A 16445-nucleotide genomic window follows, 5' to 3' on the forward strand; every position below is an offset into this window, starting at 1 on the left:
CCAAGTAATACTTGGTTCATACTGCAATACTGATATGCAACGAATCTGCTGTAATTAGTTGTTCAGATGATTATTAGATGGACAGAACTCATCGGGAACCTAAATGAATAGCTGCATAGGCACCCTTTACTATTTGTCGGCATTGAGCCTTACTGCCCGTGCACCATCAAAAAAGTACAGCCACAATTCATTTACAGGTTGTCCAAGTGATTCTTCAACAGCCTGTGCATATAGTTCAAGCTGAAGCCGATACCGCTGTTCCAAAGATTCCAGGCCACCTTCGTGAGCTGCAATACGATCGGTTTTGTAATCGATCAGAATCGTTTGTTCGCCTTCGCGGAACAGACAATCGACAATCCCCTGGGTAAGCATGATATCGTTTTGTTCATTTACAGGGATTCCATAGCTAAAAGGCATTTCACGCCTGATCCACTCTGAATGGATAAGACGCTGACCAAGCTCGCTGGCAAAAAAGGCGGTAATGTCTGCCGTTTTCACTGCATTGGCTTCCGGTTGGGTCAAAATCTGCAGCTGTACCAGTTGGTCTCTGATCTGATCCACTAGCGCTGTATCGATCGGACCCGCCTGAAGAGGGATACGCTGCATCATAGTATGATAAGCTGTTCCCCGCTCGGCTCCGCTCAGACCGCGCTTTTCCATAAATTTGGGACGCTGCAGTTTGAGTGTGCCGTCATTGTACAGACTGGATGTCTGACTATCAGCTATGGCATCAACTGCTATATCATTATCGGCAGCTGCAATCGGCTCCGAAGAAGATAGAGATGCTTCTGTATCGTTCGTTTCTGCCTTTCGATTAGCAAATGAATTCAGCAGCGGCTGCAGATTCCAGATGCCTTCCCATAAATCTGCATCAGGAGCATCTTCCGTCGCCAGCTGTCTTTTTAGCTCACTGACAGTAGTCTTGGCGGGGGTGTGCACAGCATTCTCATAAGGATACTGCCAGGATAGACGATCATAAACGATACTTTGCCAGTTATCTGTATCTGTATCTGTATCTGTATCTGTATCTGTATCTGTATCTGTATCTGTATCTGTATCTGTATCTGTATCTGTATCTGTATCTGTATCCAAATGGTCGCGGATTTGAGACAGTGTCACTTCACTTTTTTCCCGGAGTGCCTGCCATTTGGGATCATTATCACGCGGACCTGCATAGCTCAATTCATCATTCTCATCGGCAACGCGCAGCTCGCGGCTGTCGATAATACGAATCTGCCAGTCGGATGGATCAGCTGCCAGACAGTCGGAATACGGACCGGCTGCTGCTTCATTTCGTTCACGGAATATGGCCGCCGAACGATGACGCATCATCGCCAGACCGAGCCAATCCAGATAGCTGCGCCCACGTGCCAGTAAATAGTCCGGCAGCTCCAGCTGCTCCGAATTCTGAATCTGGCTCCAGGCCGAGATTTTCTTGTCCAGTCCACGTACGGTTCCGATCATGATCAGCTTGTCCCTTGGACGTGTCAATGCGACATAGAGTACGCGCATCTCTTCTGCCAGCAGTTCGTTGAGTGCCTGACGGCGAATCGCCAAATTGGGCAGCGTTGGATAACTGACCCGTGTATCTTCATCCACGAATTTGGGACCAAATCCAAGTTCCTTATGCATCAGGAAAGAAGCATTCAGATCCTGCATATTGAACATTTTGGACATGCCAGCGAGGAAAACGACCGGGAATTCCAATCCTTTACTTTTGTGAATTGTCATAACTCGAATCGCATTCTCCTGCGTTCCTGACACGGCGGATCCCAGGTCGCCGCCATTATCTTTGAGTCTGCGGATAAAGCGCAGGAAACGGAACAAGCCTCGGGATGAGGTAGAGCGTTCAAACTGCCGGGCACGATCATACAGAATACGCAGATTGTTTTGCCGCTGGATACCGCCAGGCAGTCCACCCAGCCAATCGACATAACCGGTCTCCCGGTAAATCCGCCAGATCAGTTCTCCCAGCTCTTCCTCCCGCGCCCGGGCACGCCAATTGGACAGCTGTTCCATAAAACGAAGAAGCTTGCTATTCCAGCTGCCCGGATGTTCTTCCGCTTGCTCGGACGCCAGCAGCATCGCGTCGTAATAAGATATATCCTTGCCAAATAAACGGATAGCTGCCAGCTCATCTTCGTTCAGTCCAACGATTGGAGAACGCAATACCGAAGCAAGTGGAATATCCTGCTGCGGGTTATCGATAATTTCCAGCAGCGACAGCATAATATCCACTTCTACGGCTTCAAAATAGCCCTGTTCCAAATCACTGTAAGCAGGAATACCAAGCAGCTGCAGTTCTTCCACAATCATAGGCGCCCATATGGATACCGAGCGCAGCAAAATAACCATATCCCGATATTCGGCAGGGCGCAGTCCATCGACACTTTTATCATAAATCATCAGTGGACGACCATCCGGTGATACCATCTCGCGAACACGAGCTGCAATAGCCTGTGCTTCCAGACGTGCCGCTTCCAGTTCTGCTTCATCGGCAGCAGATCCTGCAGGCAGTTCCGCTGGATCTTCATTATCTGCTGTTCGCTCAGCACCTGCCCGGTCAATTAGCCAGAATTCTGGTGCATAGGCCTTTTCTTCCCCAGGAGGATACTGCGCACCTGCCACCAACTCAGCACGTTCATCATAACGAATCTCGGCAACCTTCTCATTCATCACCTGACGGAAAATCATATTGACCGCATCGACAACCTGCTGACGACTGCGGAAGTTACGAGACAGATCTATACGACGTCCCTCACCCTGCCAGTCTTCACTATAGGTATGATACTTTTCCATAAATAATCTCGGTTCAGCCAGACGGAAGCGATAAATGCTCTGCTTCACATCACCTACCATAAAGCGATTCCCCTGTTCAGAACGGGAAATCAGACGAATCAGCTGTTCCTGAACCGAGTTGGTATCCTGGTATTCATCCAGCATGACTTCATCGAATCGCTCCTGATACTCCAGCGCGGCTGCAGAAGGCAGCACATGATCAGGCACAGATGCCGGATCGCGCAGAATCTGCAGGGCATAATGCTCCAGATCGGAAAAATCGACCCAACCGCGACGCTGTTTCTCCTGTTGATATTTATCGCTAAATCGAATAACCAGCTCGGACAGTTCGCTCATTAAGGGAGCCGCTTCGCGCAATTCCTGGGCAAATTCATCCGGGGTACGTCCAAAAAAGGACGTTTTCAGATCTGCCAACGATTTTTTGGCATTTTCCCGCAGCTGCTTGACGGTCTCCTGCAGATTGGGATCAATGCCTTCCTTGCGTACAGCTTTGAGCTTGCCGAATCCGGCATTTTGGAAAGTCAGATACAATGCTGTCCACGGCTGCTGCATCACTGCATCCTGGAGCTGATGAATCAATTCCAGATCTTCATTCAAGCTGTCTGCGTAAGCAGCCGGACCGCCTGGCAGGCGCGCCGTGTCTATTCCCTGACGCAGCAGTGCTTCCATGCCTTCCAGCGATACTCTGATATCCTGCATAATATAACTCACCCACGGAGTATTCTGCAGCGCTGCTCCATCGGCAGCTTCGAAATGGGCAGCTGTCTGACGCAACCAGTGCTCGGGCCATGGATGACTGCGGGCAAAATGATACAGCCGTTCAACCAGTACAATCGCTGCATCATCACTTCGCTCTCCGCCGAACCAGTTCATCAGACGATGAAACTGCTTGGAATCGCGTTCCTCTTCTTCGCCATATTTTTCTTCGAACAGTTCTTCCAAAAGTTCCTGACGCAGCAGTCTGCTTTCATTCTCGCTGGCAATCCGAAATCCAGGGTCCAGAGGAATTAGTGAATAATAACGACGAATCACTTCCAGGCAAAAGGAGTGCAGCGTCGTAATCGAAGCTTGACCCAGCAGCGCCAATTGACGGCGCAATCGCTCATCCTCCGGACGCTGTAGCACTTCTTTGTCGAGTGCAGCCCGAATCCGCTGACGCATCTCGGTCGCTGCCGCTTTGGTAAAGGTAGCTACAAGCATCCGATCTACATCAAGTGGATGTGCTGTATCCGTCACCTGGCGAATGATCCGCTCCACCAGAACTGCTGTTTTGCCGGAGCCGGCTGCAGCAGCGACGAGCATATTGCCGCCACGCAGGGAGATGGCTTTCCATTGGTCTTCAGTCCAGGTGCTGTCTATCGGTCTTGGCATTTCTGGATAATCGGTTGTTTTACTGGTCAATAGAATGATCTCCTTTCTGCGTGCTCTGCTGATTTTGCAGCAGCTCCCAAGTTTCATTTTTGTTTGGTTTTTTCAGTATATTATAGGCATTGCCTTTGACCGATTCATCGAACTGGCAGACCGATTTGTAGGAGCAGAACGTACAGGCTTTTTCCTGTTCCATCCGGTATGGCGTAATATCGGTCTGTCCATCGGTAATGCCTGTTCCAATATCACGGGCAGTCTGTCTTACATTGCGCAGCAGTTCATCCCATTGATCCGGGGAAGCAACTGCCGAGCTGCTGTAGAAACCGCCATCGGTTTTCACCGCTACCGGTAAAATAGCCGAGTAGCCTTTGTCCAGTTCCATATCCATCCGCCCAATAACATCGCGGTCGGCGAGCAGCAACCCTTTCATTTTGAATTTCTTGAGCAGCTCCTGCTGGGACTGCTGCAGGGTCAGACGATTGCCGGATTGCAGCAGTGGATTATGCACATGGAAATAGAGCGCGCCAGCTGGCGAAGCTTTTTGTCCCAGCATATCTTCCGCATGGGTCAGCAGTACATCCAGATAGGTCAGCATCTGCAGTGCCAGTCCATAATAGACTTCATGCAGCTTCAGATCGGTCTGACTGGACTTGTAGTCGATAATGCGTATAAGCAGCCCGTTATCGCTCTCGGCCACGTCCACCCGGTCAATTTTGCCCACAATTTCCATCGTGCAGCCATTATCCAGCGTGAACCGCAGCGGCGGCCAGTCTCCATTCGGACCAAATACCAATTCCAGATACCATGGTTCAAAGTCTCCACGACGCGACTGCTCTCCGATAATGACCGAAGCTCTGCTGACAATCTCACGCAGTTTACGTGTAATATAGCCATATCGTTTGGAGCTGAACAGGATTTCCCCCTGCAGCCGCGGTACATGCTTGTCGACAGCTGCTTCGGCTGCTTGCATACATTCTTCGGGACTGAGATCTCCCCATTTGCGTCCCTGGCTTTTGAGATCCTTGGCCAGATCGGTTAGTGAAGCATAGAATAACTTGCTGATATCCGGTGCCTTGAGCCTGTATTCCTGCCGTTCACGCAGCTTGAGCCCGCGAGCGGCAAAATGGGCAAACGGACAGGAGACGAACTGCTCCATACCGGAGACACTTGTTCTCAGCACACTTCCATACAGATGACGGCTCGTATCCTCATTCAGCTGACGACCTCTATTTTCATAAAAGAGTGAGTCCAGCAGCATATGCAGCTGAGGCTGCCATTGTGACTGTGCTGTATACCAGTTATAGGCATGCCACCATGCCGGCTGCATATCGCTCCCTCTGCTCCAGTCACGCAGCTGTCCGATCAGCAGCGGCAGTGTAGTGGCCGGATGACTGATCCGGTCGCTTTCTTGCTCAGCCGAAGGATGATGATGCTGATGCTGCAAAAAAGGAAACAGACTGCGTACCTGGGTAATGACTTCCGACGGCAGCAATCCTTTGCCTTCGTGATCGGTCTGCGAATAACTGATCCATAGTTTGTCGCTGGCCATCGTTAATGTATTGTAAATAAGAAAACGCTCGTCCAGCTGACGCCGTGTAATACCCGGTGCCAGTGCTAATCCATCGTCGGACATACTCGTCCGCTCCATCTCGTTCAGAATACCGTCATCCACAAATACAGATGGAACAATCCCGTCATTCACACCTAGTACAAATGCATACCTTATATCCATCGGGCGGGTGCGATCCATCGAACCGATCAGTACCTGATCCATCGCCGGCGGAATAATACCCAGACGCAGACCGGACAGTCCGGTCTCCAGCAGACCGGCAAATGTGGTTAGCTCCAGTTCGCCTTCTCCCATAATATCTACCATCTGCTCCAGCAGATCCATAATACTGCCGTAGATCTGAACATGCTCACGTGCACGCAGCGGATCGCCTGCCAGGGCAGCACTACCGCTCATTTGTTCCAGTTGTCCGGCGATATTGCAGTCTTCGATCAACTGATACAGGGCGATGCACATTTCGGTAGCATGACGGGCTTTTTTGATTTTCTTTTCAAAAGTAATCAGCGGACCGGTAACCAGATCCCGTGCCTGCTCGATGCGCTGTGCAGCTGCACGCTGGCTTTCTGTCCGTTCCTCTTCATTCTCCATATGAATACCGGGAATATTCCGCCATGGACGTCCATCGGTCCAGCGGGAGCCGTGAATACCGGTTGCCAGTACTGCATTTTCAAGTCGGTCGATATCTTCCGTGCTAACGCGGCCATCATCCGGAACAAGCATGCCTGTTTTGATGCAGCGGAATACATCTTCATATCGCCAGTGGTACATGACAATATCCAGCGCCGAGCGCAAAAACTCTGCCAGCGGATGATGCAAAATCCCCTGTCTTTTATCCATAAAATAAGGAATATTATAATCCTGCAGCAGCGGCTCAATCATCGATTCGTAATCATCCAGTGTACGAACGAACAGTGCCATGTCCCGCCAGCGCGCCCCTTTGTCGCGGGCGAGTCGTATCATCTCGCGCAGAGCTGCTTCTATTTCGGAACGGCGATCCAGTGTGGAATGGATCGTAATATCCTGCTCCCGTGCCTGTGCCTGATCAGCCGACGGCTCACGCCATACTTTCCGGTGACGATAGCCATATTCCAGATGTGCCAGCTGGGCACTGTTGCGAAACCGAACCGGTACACTGTCAGGAGATGCCGACAGATTCTCGATAATAGGCAGAGCAGTTCCGTCCAGTGCTTCGGCCAGCTGGGCCAGCTTGCGATAGGTGAGTGCGGTCGGATGGAACAGCTCCATTTCCTGAGGCGGTTCCTGATCATAGGGACGATCCAGTGTGAGTGTAATCGTCACCGATGCAGCTTTTTCCATCAGTGCTGCAATAACGGCATATTCCTGCGGACTGAAGCTGTGGAAGCCGTCGATCCATACTTCTACATGATTCAGTGTCTCTGATTGCGGAATCGCTGCAGCCAGATCTGTCAGTGTATCATCGCGATCCACATATAATCCTGCCAGTCCCTGCTCATACTCCTGGTAAATACGCTGGAGATCATGCAGCTTATCGCTCAGCAGTGGCGAGCGCTGCGCTCCCGGCTGCTGTACATAACGAGCCAGCTCTTCTGCAGTCAGCGCATGATGCTTGAACTCGGTATACAATTCACTTAATTTGCCGATAAATCCAAACTGATCACTGGATGCGCCAAATAACCGGAGCTCCGGCTGATGCGCATGAATCAGCTTGTACAGCAGCATTTTTTTGCCTTCATCTCCGATAGGCGTGCGTGCCGATCCGCCGGTCTCCCGAAGTATCCACTCGGCAAAATGACGGAAACCATACGTATGTGCCCGTACATTGCCTCGCAGCTCAGGTGTGCGAATAAGTGCATACTGCGCCTGAAAGGATGCCTGCTCCGGCACCAGCAGCAAAATAGGCGGACCATCTGGCTGCTCTTTGATCTGATCAATAATTCGCTGAATAACTGTAGTCGTTTTGCCGCTTCCGGAACGACCGAGCATAAACTTGAGTGGCATCAAATCACCTTCATTCCTGCAAAGTAAAATCTATATTCAATTTCGTACATATTTTTATTAAAATTCCTACCAACAACCTTCTTCAAAAAAAGAACATTTGTTCCCGTTTGTATCTTATTAAGAGTAATACAATTCGGTGCGAATTTCAATCCTGTTCGCCAATATGCAGTCTTCATATGTAAATCCCCTCTGCCTGCAATACACGATATAGTGTGTCTCGGAAGAGGGGATTATGAGATCAATCATTCATCTTGGTTGAAGACTGCCGATATTGATCCAATTATAGTTTAAAAGTTTTTGCTGCGTACCTCAAAGATCGCAAATTTCAGATAATGACCTTCGTTAACGCCAAGAATCTGCGGATGATCCTTGCCTGCTGCGCGCCACTCTACCAAACGCAGTACTTTACCGGCATCTTTGGCTGCATCCTGGATCGTCTCGAGGAACAGATCAGGACGCATATGGTACGAGCAGCTCGCTGTTACCAGGTAGCCGCCTTCGTTAACCAGTTTCATACCGTGCAGGTTAATATCTTTATACCCACGAACGGCGCCGGGTACCGCACTTTTGGTTTTGGCAAAAGCAGGCGGGTCTAAAATGACCACATCCCAGCTCCGTCCGCCGCCAGCTGTCATCGGCTTGGACGTATCCTGCCCCGAATCAGCTGCTGCACGCTGATTTCGTTCTTCCAGTCCCTTGGCATTGCTGCGCAGATAGTCAAACGCATCATCCACTACAAATTCCACCCGTTCTTCGAATCCGTTCAGGCGTACATTTTCACGTGCACTCTCAATCGCATGCGCCGAAATATCGAGACAGGTTACTTTTTTGGCTCCGTATTTGCAAGCATTCAGTGTAAAGCTGCCGGTGTGGGAAAAACATTCCAGTACCGTGGCGCCATCCCAGTAAGGGAAATCGACGACTTTGCCTTTGCGATTAACCGGCAGCGTTACCTGTGCTCCATCCTGCTCCACTTCGGTCAGCTGAATGCCGCTGCGCTCGCCCCAACCCCGCATCAGAGGTGCAATCGAAGCACGATTCTCCCGCTGGTCGAAGAAGTAGCCGGTTTTCTGGCCTTCTTCAATATCGACCTTGATCAGCAGTCCGTTCTCGGATACCGTCACATGACGCGGACACTCTCCGTACATTACACCTTTGACTTCTTCCAGTCCTTCCAGCTTGCGTACCGATACATCACTGCGTTCGTAGATACCGGCAGGCTGCATCACCTGTACCAGCGCATCGATAATCTGCTGACGACGACGATCCATGCCAAGTGTCAGCAGCTGCACAACCAGAATCTCGCCGAATCGGTCTACAATCAATCCTGGCAGAAAATCCGCTTCTCCATAAACAAGCCGATATGCATTCTCGCCACTCAAAAAGCGGGTACGGTGCTTGAGACACCATTCGAATCGTTCTGCAAAAAAGGCGGTATCCAGATCTTCCAGCGGCTGATGGGATACGACGCGTACCGTGATACGTGATGCCGGGTTGTAATAACCGGATGCCAGAAATTTGCGTTGATGATTCAGAATACTTACGATCTGCCCCGGCTCTGGCTGGCCTTCTACTTCGGCGATCTCACCTTCAAATACCCAGGGATGTCCCTGTTCGAGTCTTTTTTTACGTTTCTGATGCAAAATAATGCTTGCCAATAGTGGTCACTCCTTCATAAAGTCCGTACAGCCTGCCAACTTGTTAATCGGCTGCCGGTTGTGTGTGCATACAGATGCATGCTTGATCAAAACAAAAGATTTCACCTTAACCGAACGGTAAAGTGAAATCCTTTCGTCGTATCCTGTCTGTTATAAAACGATATAAAATTTCTTACTGGGCCAGCGGAGTTGGAGTCTGTTCCAACACACGAACCAGTTGACCTTTGCTTGTATTAACGTCAGGCTCGGTGAGTTTGACACGGCACAGCTTGCCTACCAGATCTTCCGATCCTTCAAAAGCGATCTGCAAATAGTTATCGCTGTAGCCAGCAATCATGCCTTCACCGTATAACCCTTTATCATTGTTTTCCGGGATTACATCGAGTACATGACCTACAAATTTCTCGGTATAGGACAGCTGCATCTGCTCGGACAGATCAATCAGCTGATGGACACGTTCATTTTTCACTTCTTCATCCACCTGGTCTTCCATACGAGCAGCCGGTGTGCCGGTACGTTTGGAATACGGGAACACGTGCATCTCGGAGAATCCGATCGACTTCATCATATTGTAGCCGTTCTGGAACATCTCATCGGTCTCGCCCGGGAACCCTACAATCACATCGGTTGTAATCGCTACATCCGGCATGGACTGGCGAATACGGCGGATTTTCTCTGCATATTCCGCTACGGTATACTTGCGGCGCATCCGTTTCAGCACATTGTCGTCGCCTGCCTGCAGCGGAATATGGAAATGACGGCACATTTTCGAGGAACGATTCAGTACATCAAGCACCTTCTCGTCAATCTGGCTGGCTTCGATCGAACTGATACGGATACGTTCCAGCCCTTCCACCCGATCCAGATCCCAGAGCAGATCGGCGAGGTCATAATCTTCCAGATCATCTCCGTAACCGCCGGTATGGATACCGGTCAATACAATCTCCTTATAACCTGCGGCTACCAGCTGATGCGCCTGGGCAATTACACTGCTCGCTGCGCGGCTGCGGGATAGTCCGCGGGACCACGGAATAATGCAGAATGTGCAAAAGTTGTTGCAGCCTTCCTGGATTTTGAGAAAAGCACGAGTATGATTGGCAAAATCCGGTACATCCAGTTCTTCGAATTCGCGTGTCTTCATAATATTGCGCACCGCATTGATCGGCTGACGCTCGCTCTGCAGGGTGCGAATATGATCCATCAGCTTGTCGCGATCCTGGGTACCTACCACCAGATCGACCCCTTCAATATCCAGAATCTCGGCCGGGGACGTCTGCGCATAGCACCCGGTAACCGCGATAACGGCATCCGGGTTACGGCGTACGGCACGGCGGATAATCTGCCGGCTTTTTTTGTCTCCGGTATTGGTTACGGTACAGGTATTAATCACATATACATCCGCAGTCTGTTCTTCAAAATCGACCTGGTCATAGCCTTCATTTTTGAACAGCTGCCACATGGCTTCAGTATCATAAAAGTTGACTTTACAGCCCAACGTGTAAAACGCTACAGATGGCATAAGTTAAATTCCTCCCATTTCTCCGGTTTCATACATAATGCAAGCCAGCGCTGTCATCGCCGCTGTCTCCGTGCGAAGAATACGGCTGCCGAGGCCAGTAGGTACAGCACCATGCTGCTCGGCAGCCTCCACTTCCTGTTCGGCAAATCCGCCTTCCGGTCCGACTACAATCAGCACTTGCGCTGCAGTATCCGTATTCTGCTGCAGACCAGCCGCGAACGGCTGAACAACATCACGCAGCTGACTGCCATTTTCCTTTTCATAACAAAAACAGATCAGATCATACTGTGCAAATGTCGCCAGCAGCTGCTTCCAGCTGAGCGGCTGACCGATCTGCGGAATACGGCTGCGATGGCTCTGCTCGGCAGCTTCCTTGGCAATTTTACTCCAGCGCTGGATACGCTTTTCTTCTTTGCGCGAATCATACTGCACAACTGTACGCTCTGACAAAAAAGGAACAAAGGCTGCAGCTCCAAGCTCCGTACATTTCTGAATCACGGTCTCCATTTTGTCACCTTTGGGCAGACTCTGGGCAATCGTAACCTGAACGGCTGCTTCGGACAGCTGCTCCAGCCGTTCCACAATACGTGCCGTAACGACACCTTCATCCATACTGCTGATCTCGGCTAGTACATCCAACTGGCTGCCATCACAAGCGATCAGCTTATCGCCTTCTTGTGAACGCATTACTCTTATAATATGCCGCGCATCATCACCCGTGATCGTTACTTCCTGCTCACTGAACTGCTGTGCCGGTACAAAATATCGCTGCATCGCTCATCCACTTTCTGTATGACATTTTCCTACTATAAATAGTGTAGCTGATGGGTGTACCATCCATTCGTATCCGCTATAACATTTGTACTCTCCTATATAGCCTGCTCCATCACTTCAATATATACGGTACACGTTCTCCGAATGATATTCAAATAGCCCGGTCTGTATAGACAAGCCGGACTTCTCAAGGCCATACAGCACCCTATTGGGGTGAAATACCTGAATCCCTATCATACAACTTTTGGACAGTGAGGGCTAGAGTTTCACTTCAAATTGTACACCGGAATCCTTTTGCCATGCCACTTTGGTAATTAGATAAAAACAGCGCAGATTCAACTCACGAAAAAACTCCCTTTCCTGCACCGGATAATCCGGATACGGAAAGGGAGTTTTTGATGTCGCATCTATACTACCAATCGCTAATAAAAAACAAGGAGCATAACAGCGGGTTATCTTTTGCCAAATTAGCGATTGTCTGTAGATTAGTTACGGATCATGTAATCAAATGCGCCCAGTGCTGCAGTAGCGCCGGAGCCCATGGAGATAATGATCTGCTTGTAGGCACTGTCTGTGCAGTCGCCGGCAGCGAATACGCCAGGCAGGCTGGTTGCACCGTGTTTGTCTACGACGATTTCGCCCATGCGAGTCAGTTCGAGTGTATCTTTCAGCCAGTCGGTGTTAGGCACCAGACCGATTTGAACGAATACGCCCTGCAGTTTCACATGCTGCTCTTCCATCGTGTCACGATCGATATAGGTAATACCGTTAACCGTATCGTCACCGGTGATTTCTTTGGTTTGCGCGTTTTTGATAACCGTTACGTTCGGCAGGCTGTACAGACGATCCTGCAGAACCGAATCGGCTTTTAGTTCCGAAGCAAATTCAAGAACCGTAACGTGCTTGACGATACCAGCGAGATCGATCGCTGCTTCGATACCGGAGTTACCACCGCCGATGACAGCTACATGCTTGCCTTCGAACAGCGGACCGTCACAGTGAGGGCAGTACGCTACGCCTTTGTTTTTGAATTCTTCTTCGCCCGGTACGCCGATATTGCGCCAGCGTGCACCGGTAGACAGAATAACGGTTTTACTTTTCAGTACCGCGCCGTTTTCCAGTTCTACTTCAACCAGATCTTTTTTCTCGAGACGCTTGGCACGCAGGGATGGCATAATATCTACGCCGTATTCCTTTACGTGTTCTTCCAGGCTGGCTGCGAGCTTTGGACCTTCAGTGTATTTCACACTGATAAAGTTCTCAATACCAACTGTATCCATAACCTGACCGCCAAAGCGCTCGGCTACGAGACCGGTACGGATACCTTTGCGTGCTGCATAGATCGCTGCGCTGGAGCCGGAAGGACCGCCACCAACTACAAGCACATCATATGGAGCTTTCTCGGACAGTTCGTCTGCATCCGGGCCTGCACCCAGTTTGGACAGAATATCCTGCAGAGACATGCGTCCGCTGCCGAATGGCTCGCCATTCAGGAACACGGTAGGCACAGCCATAATATTCTTGCTGTCTACTTCATGCTTGAATGCGCCGCCTTCGATCATGGTATGCTTGATGTTCGGATTCAGTACACTCAGAATGTTCAGCGCTTGTACCACATCCGGACAATTGTGGCAGGTCAGGCTGACATAGGATTCAAATGTATATGGGCCTTTGACTGCTTTTGCCTGAGCGATCAGACTGTCATCCACCTTGGGTGCACGACCGCTGACCTGCAGCAGTGCCATAACCAGTGAAGTAAATTCGTGACCAAGCGGTACACCGGCAAAAATAACGCCGGTGTCTTCGCCTACACGGTTTACACTGAAGCTCGGTGTACGTTCCAGTACAGCAGTTTCCACTTGGATACGCGGAGAAATGGCAGCCAGTTCGTCAAGGAGTGCCAACGTTTCCTGGGATGTTTTATCATCGCCAGCGCTGACTTTCAGCACGATGTCGCTCTCCAGCATCTGAAGATATTGCGACAGTTGGACTTTCATTTCTGCATCTAATACCATTTGCTCATGCTCCTTACTGTTAAACGTTTCAGTTTAAACTTAGATTTTACCAACCAGATCCAGGCTTGGTTTCAGGGTTTCAGCGCCCTCTTTCCATTTTGCAGGGCAAACTTCACCCGGGTTGTTGCGAACATATTGAGCTGCTTTGATTTTGTCTACCAGCGTGCTTGCATCACGGCCGATACCGTCAGCATTGATTTCAACAGTTTGAACAACGCCTTCTGGGTCGATAATGAATGTACCGCGTTGTGCCAGACCTTCTTCTTCGTCCAGAACATCGAAGATGCGGGAAATGCGCTGGGAAGGGTCACCGATCATGATGTACTCGATTTTGCTGATAACATCGGAATGATCGTGCCAAGCTTTATGTGTGAAATGAGTATCTGTAGATACGGAGTATACTTCTACGCCCAGGTTTTTCAGTGTAGCATATTGATCTTGCAGGTCACCCAGTTCAGTTGGGCATACGAAAGTGAAGTCAGCCGGATAGAAGCATACAACGCTCCATTTACCCTGGAAGTTTTGATCCGATACGTCGATGAACTCACCATTGTGGAAAGCCTTTGCGTTGAAAGCATCTACTTTTTTACCGATAAGAGACATAATAAAATTCCTCCTGATTCCAATATTTTTTTGGTTATCCTAAAATGTAATTAGAATAATTATAATCTGAGAATCATTATCATACTATACACAGGGTCATGTCAAGCGATGTGCAGGACTTCACTTAATCTTCATTTTGGAAAGGAATTTTCTTCCTTTTTATAGGAGATTTTTAATGATTTTGCCCTTTTGAAGAGTTTCGCGTACCTTGTGAAAGTTCAATAATTGTTCATATTTATCCTTTTTGGCTGCAAAGCATTTTCATGCTTCTTTTTGTTAGTACCCAATTTGAAAGATATTGATCTTCATGAATTTCATGAAAAACAAAAATGCTGCTGACCGGAATAATATCCAGTCAGCAGCACAAAATGTATTCATGTGATGCAATCAAGATTGTTTGGTTATTTCGATATCAACCGCCAAACAAAAGATTGCCCAGGGTATAGAAGCTTCCACCCAGCGTATTGGCAAGCTGATACAGCGGTACAATCGTTACCTGACGCAGCGGATAAATAAACACAAGCAGCAGGAACAGCAGCATCGCCCATTGCTCGACACGCTGCAGACGTGCGCTGAGGCGCGGAGGCAGCCAATCCGACAGGATGCGATAACCATCCAGCGGCGGCAATGGAATCAGATTGAAAAGGAACAGGAAGCAGTTCATCAAAATCATATATTCCACAAAAGTATAAATGGCAATATCAATCCGGTTGTTGGCAAACGACCCGATCAATCCAAAGTAATTCAGTGCATAGTAGATAATCGCGGTTAATAGCGCCACCAGCAGATTGCTGACCGGTCCTGCAGCGGATACCAGAATCCCCATTAGACGCGGACGGCTGAAGTTCTCCCGGTTCACCGGCACTGGACGTGCCCAGCCAAAGCCTGCAATCAGCAGCAGAATCATACCGAGCAGATCGATATGCGCAGCAGGATTCAGCGTTACCCGCCCCAACAGACGTGCTGTAGGATCACCAAACTTGTTGGCTACATAAGCATGTGAAAATTCATGTACCGTAAAGCCGATTACGAGCGCGAGCACGTAAAACGGCAAAATGTTCAAAGGTACAAATAAGACGTTATTCAGAAAATCCATTCCTTACCTCTTTCTCGCTACAAATGCGATCCAGTCTTCATCACGATGCGCACCTTCCACTACAAAACCGGCAGCTTCCAGCCCCTGACGTACATCGTCTTCTTTATTTTTATAAATACCCGAGGCAATATAGACACCGCCCGGCTTGAGTGCTTCATATACATCGTCGATAAACAGCAAAATGATCTCTGCCAGAATATTGGCTACGACCACCTGTACTGGCAGTGTAACGTTGAGCTTCACATTCAGGCTGTCCGGGTCTGCTTTGAGTACGGACAATAGATCACTCTCATAGACTGTAATATCCTGTTCCAGCCCGTTTAGACGCGTATTCTCCCCTGCACTTGATACAGCGACAGGATCCAGATCCAGCGCCAGTACACTTTTCGCTCCCAGCTTCATCGCGCCTATCGCCAGAATACCGGAGCCTGTGCCTACATCAATAACTTCTTCGCCACCATGGATCACCGTCTCCAGTGTACGCAGACAGAGCGATGTCGTTGGATGCGTACCCGTACCAAACGCCATACCCGGGTCCAGTTCGATAATCTGCTCCTGTGGGCTCTCCGGCGTGTAATCTTCCCACGTAGGCTTGATTGTCAGACGCTCGGATACACGAATCGGCTTGAAGTACTGCTTCCAGGCATTCGCCCAATCGTCTTCATCCACTGTCTTCACCGAAATGGTAGCAGCGCCGGCATCAATACCGAACTCTTTCAGTTGACTGGTGCGTTCGCCAATCTCGGCAGCGATCGTATCCATATCGGTCGCTTCGGCAAAATACCCCTGTACTACAGCCAATCCCTCGGGAATATCGTTCAACGGCATTTCGTACCATTGTCCATAAGAGGTATCGCGTGGCTTGTTCAGTGTACCCGATTCCTCAATCGTTACGCCGCCTGCGCCTGCCTCATGCAGAAAGTTGGAGATCATCTCCACCGCTTCTTCAGTTGTATGTATAGTCAATTCATGCCATAACATGTTTTATTTCCTCCTGTTTTCGAGCGTGCATTACGCTTCATTGTACTACAGATTAACAGTATAATTCAAAACGGCCAGGTTG

Annotated in this window: 9 protein-coding genes; all 9 read right to left on the reverse strand. The window is 49.5% G+C overall.

Annotation, left to right across the window (positions count from 1 at the left end; genetic code table 11):
- Positions 1-129: 129 nt before the first annotated feature.
- Entirely contained in the window at positions 130-4200 is a 4071-nt protein-coding gene (gene addA, locus AR543_RS18275) for a helicase-exonuclease AddAB subunit AddA (protein WP_082472273.1), read from the reverse strand.
- Positions 4190-7717: a helicase-exonuclease AddAB subunit AddB gene (gene addB, locus AR543_RS18280; protein WP_060535840.1), complete on the reverse strand. Its 3528-nt coding sequence runs from the start codon at positions 7715-7717 to the stop codon at positions 4190-4192. The genes addA and addB overlap by 11 nt, the downstream gene beginning before the upstream one ends.
- Positions 7718-8004: 287 nt before the next feature.
- On the reverse strand, positions 8005-9375 hold the full coding sequence (locus AR543_RS18285; protein WP_060535841.1) for a class I SAM-dependent rRNA methyltransferase: 1371 nt from the start codon (positions 9373-9375) through the stop codon (positions 8005-8007).
- Positions 9376-9547: 172 nt separating this feature from the next.
- A complete protein-coding gene (gene mtaB / locus AR543_RS18290) occupies positions 9548-10894 on the reverse strand; it encodes a tRNA (N(6)-L-threonylcarbamoyladenosine(37)-C(2))-methylthiotransferase MtaB (protein ID WP_060535842.1) in 1347 nt (448 codons plus the stop codon).
- A gap of 3 nt (positions 10895-10897) precedes the next feature.
- Positions 10898-11668: a 16S rRNA (uracil(1498)-N(3))-methyltransferase gene (locus tag AR543_RS18295; protein WP_060535843.1), complete on the reverse strand. Its 771-nt coding sequence runs from the start codon at positions 11666-11668 to the stop codon at positions 10898-10900.
- A 485-nt stretch (positions 11669-12153) separates the two neighbouring features.
- Positions 12154-13683, reverse strand: coding sequence for an alkyl hydroperoxide reductase subunit F (ahpF, locus tag AR543_RS18300; RefSeq protein ID WP_060535844.1), 1530 nt, complete (start codon positions 13681-13683; stop codon positions 12154-12156).
- Positions 13684-13722: 39 nt separating this feature from the next.
- Positions 13723-14286, reverse strand: a complete 564-nt coding sequence (gene ahpC / locus AR543_RS18305; protein WP_060535845.1) for an alkyl hydroperoxide reductase subunit C — start codon at positions 14284-14286, stop codon at positions 13723-13725.
- 412 nt (positions 14287-14698) lie between these two features.
- On the reverse strand, positions 14699-15382 hold the full coding sequence (locus AR543_RS18310) for a site-2 protease family protein (RefSeq protein WP_060535846.1): 684 nt from the start codon (positions 15380-15382) through the stop codon (positions 14699-14701).
- A gap of 3 nt (positions 15383-15385) precedes the next feature.
- Complete coding sequence (gene prmA, locus AR543_RS18315; RefSeq protein ID WP_060535847.1) at positions 15386-16363, reverse strand: 50S ribosomal protein L11 methyltransferase; 978 nt, start codon at positions 16361-16363, stop codon at positions 15386-15388.
- Between the last annotated feature and the right edge of the window lie 82 nt (positions 16364-16445).

The sequence above is a fragment of the Paenibacillus bovis genome (assembly GCF_001421015.2).
GTDB classification, from domain to species: domain Bacteria; phylum Bacillota; class Bacilli; order Paenibacillales; family Paenibacillaceae; genus Saccharibacillus; species Saccharibacillus bovis.

Coding starts and splice junctions, on each gene's coding strand:
- addB (WP_060535840.1), bottom strand. CDS start 7,717: ATGCCACTCAAGTTTATGCTCGGTCGTTCCGGAAGCGGCAAAACGACT.
- AR543_RS18295 (WP_060535843.1), bottom strand. CDS start 11,668: ATGCAGCGATATTTTGTACCGGCACAGCAGTTCAGTGAGCAGGAAGTA.
- ahpC (WP_060535845.1), bottom strand. CDS start 14,286: ATGTCTCTTATCGGTAAAAAAGTAGATGCTTTCAACGCAAAGGCTTTC.
- prmA (WP_060535847.1), bottom strand. CDS start 16,363: ATGTTATGGCATGAATTGACTATACATACAACTGAAGAAGCGGTGGAG.
- ahpF (WP_060535844.1), bottom strand. CDS start 13,683: ATGGTATTAGATGCAGAAATGAAAGTCCAACTGTCGCAATATCTTCAG.
- mtaB (WP_060535842.1), bottom strand. CDS start 10,894: ATGCCATCTGTAGCGTTTTACACGTTGGGCTGTAAAGTCAACTTTTAT.
- AR543_RS18310 (WP_060535846.1), bottom strand. CDS start 15,382: ATGGATTTTCTGAATAACGTCTTATTTGTACCTTTGAACATTTTGCCG.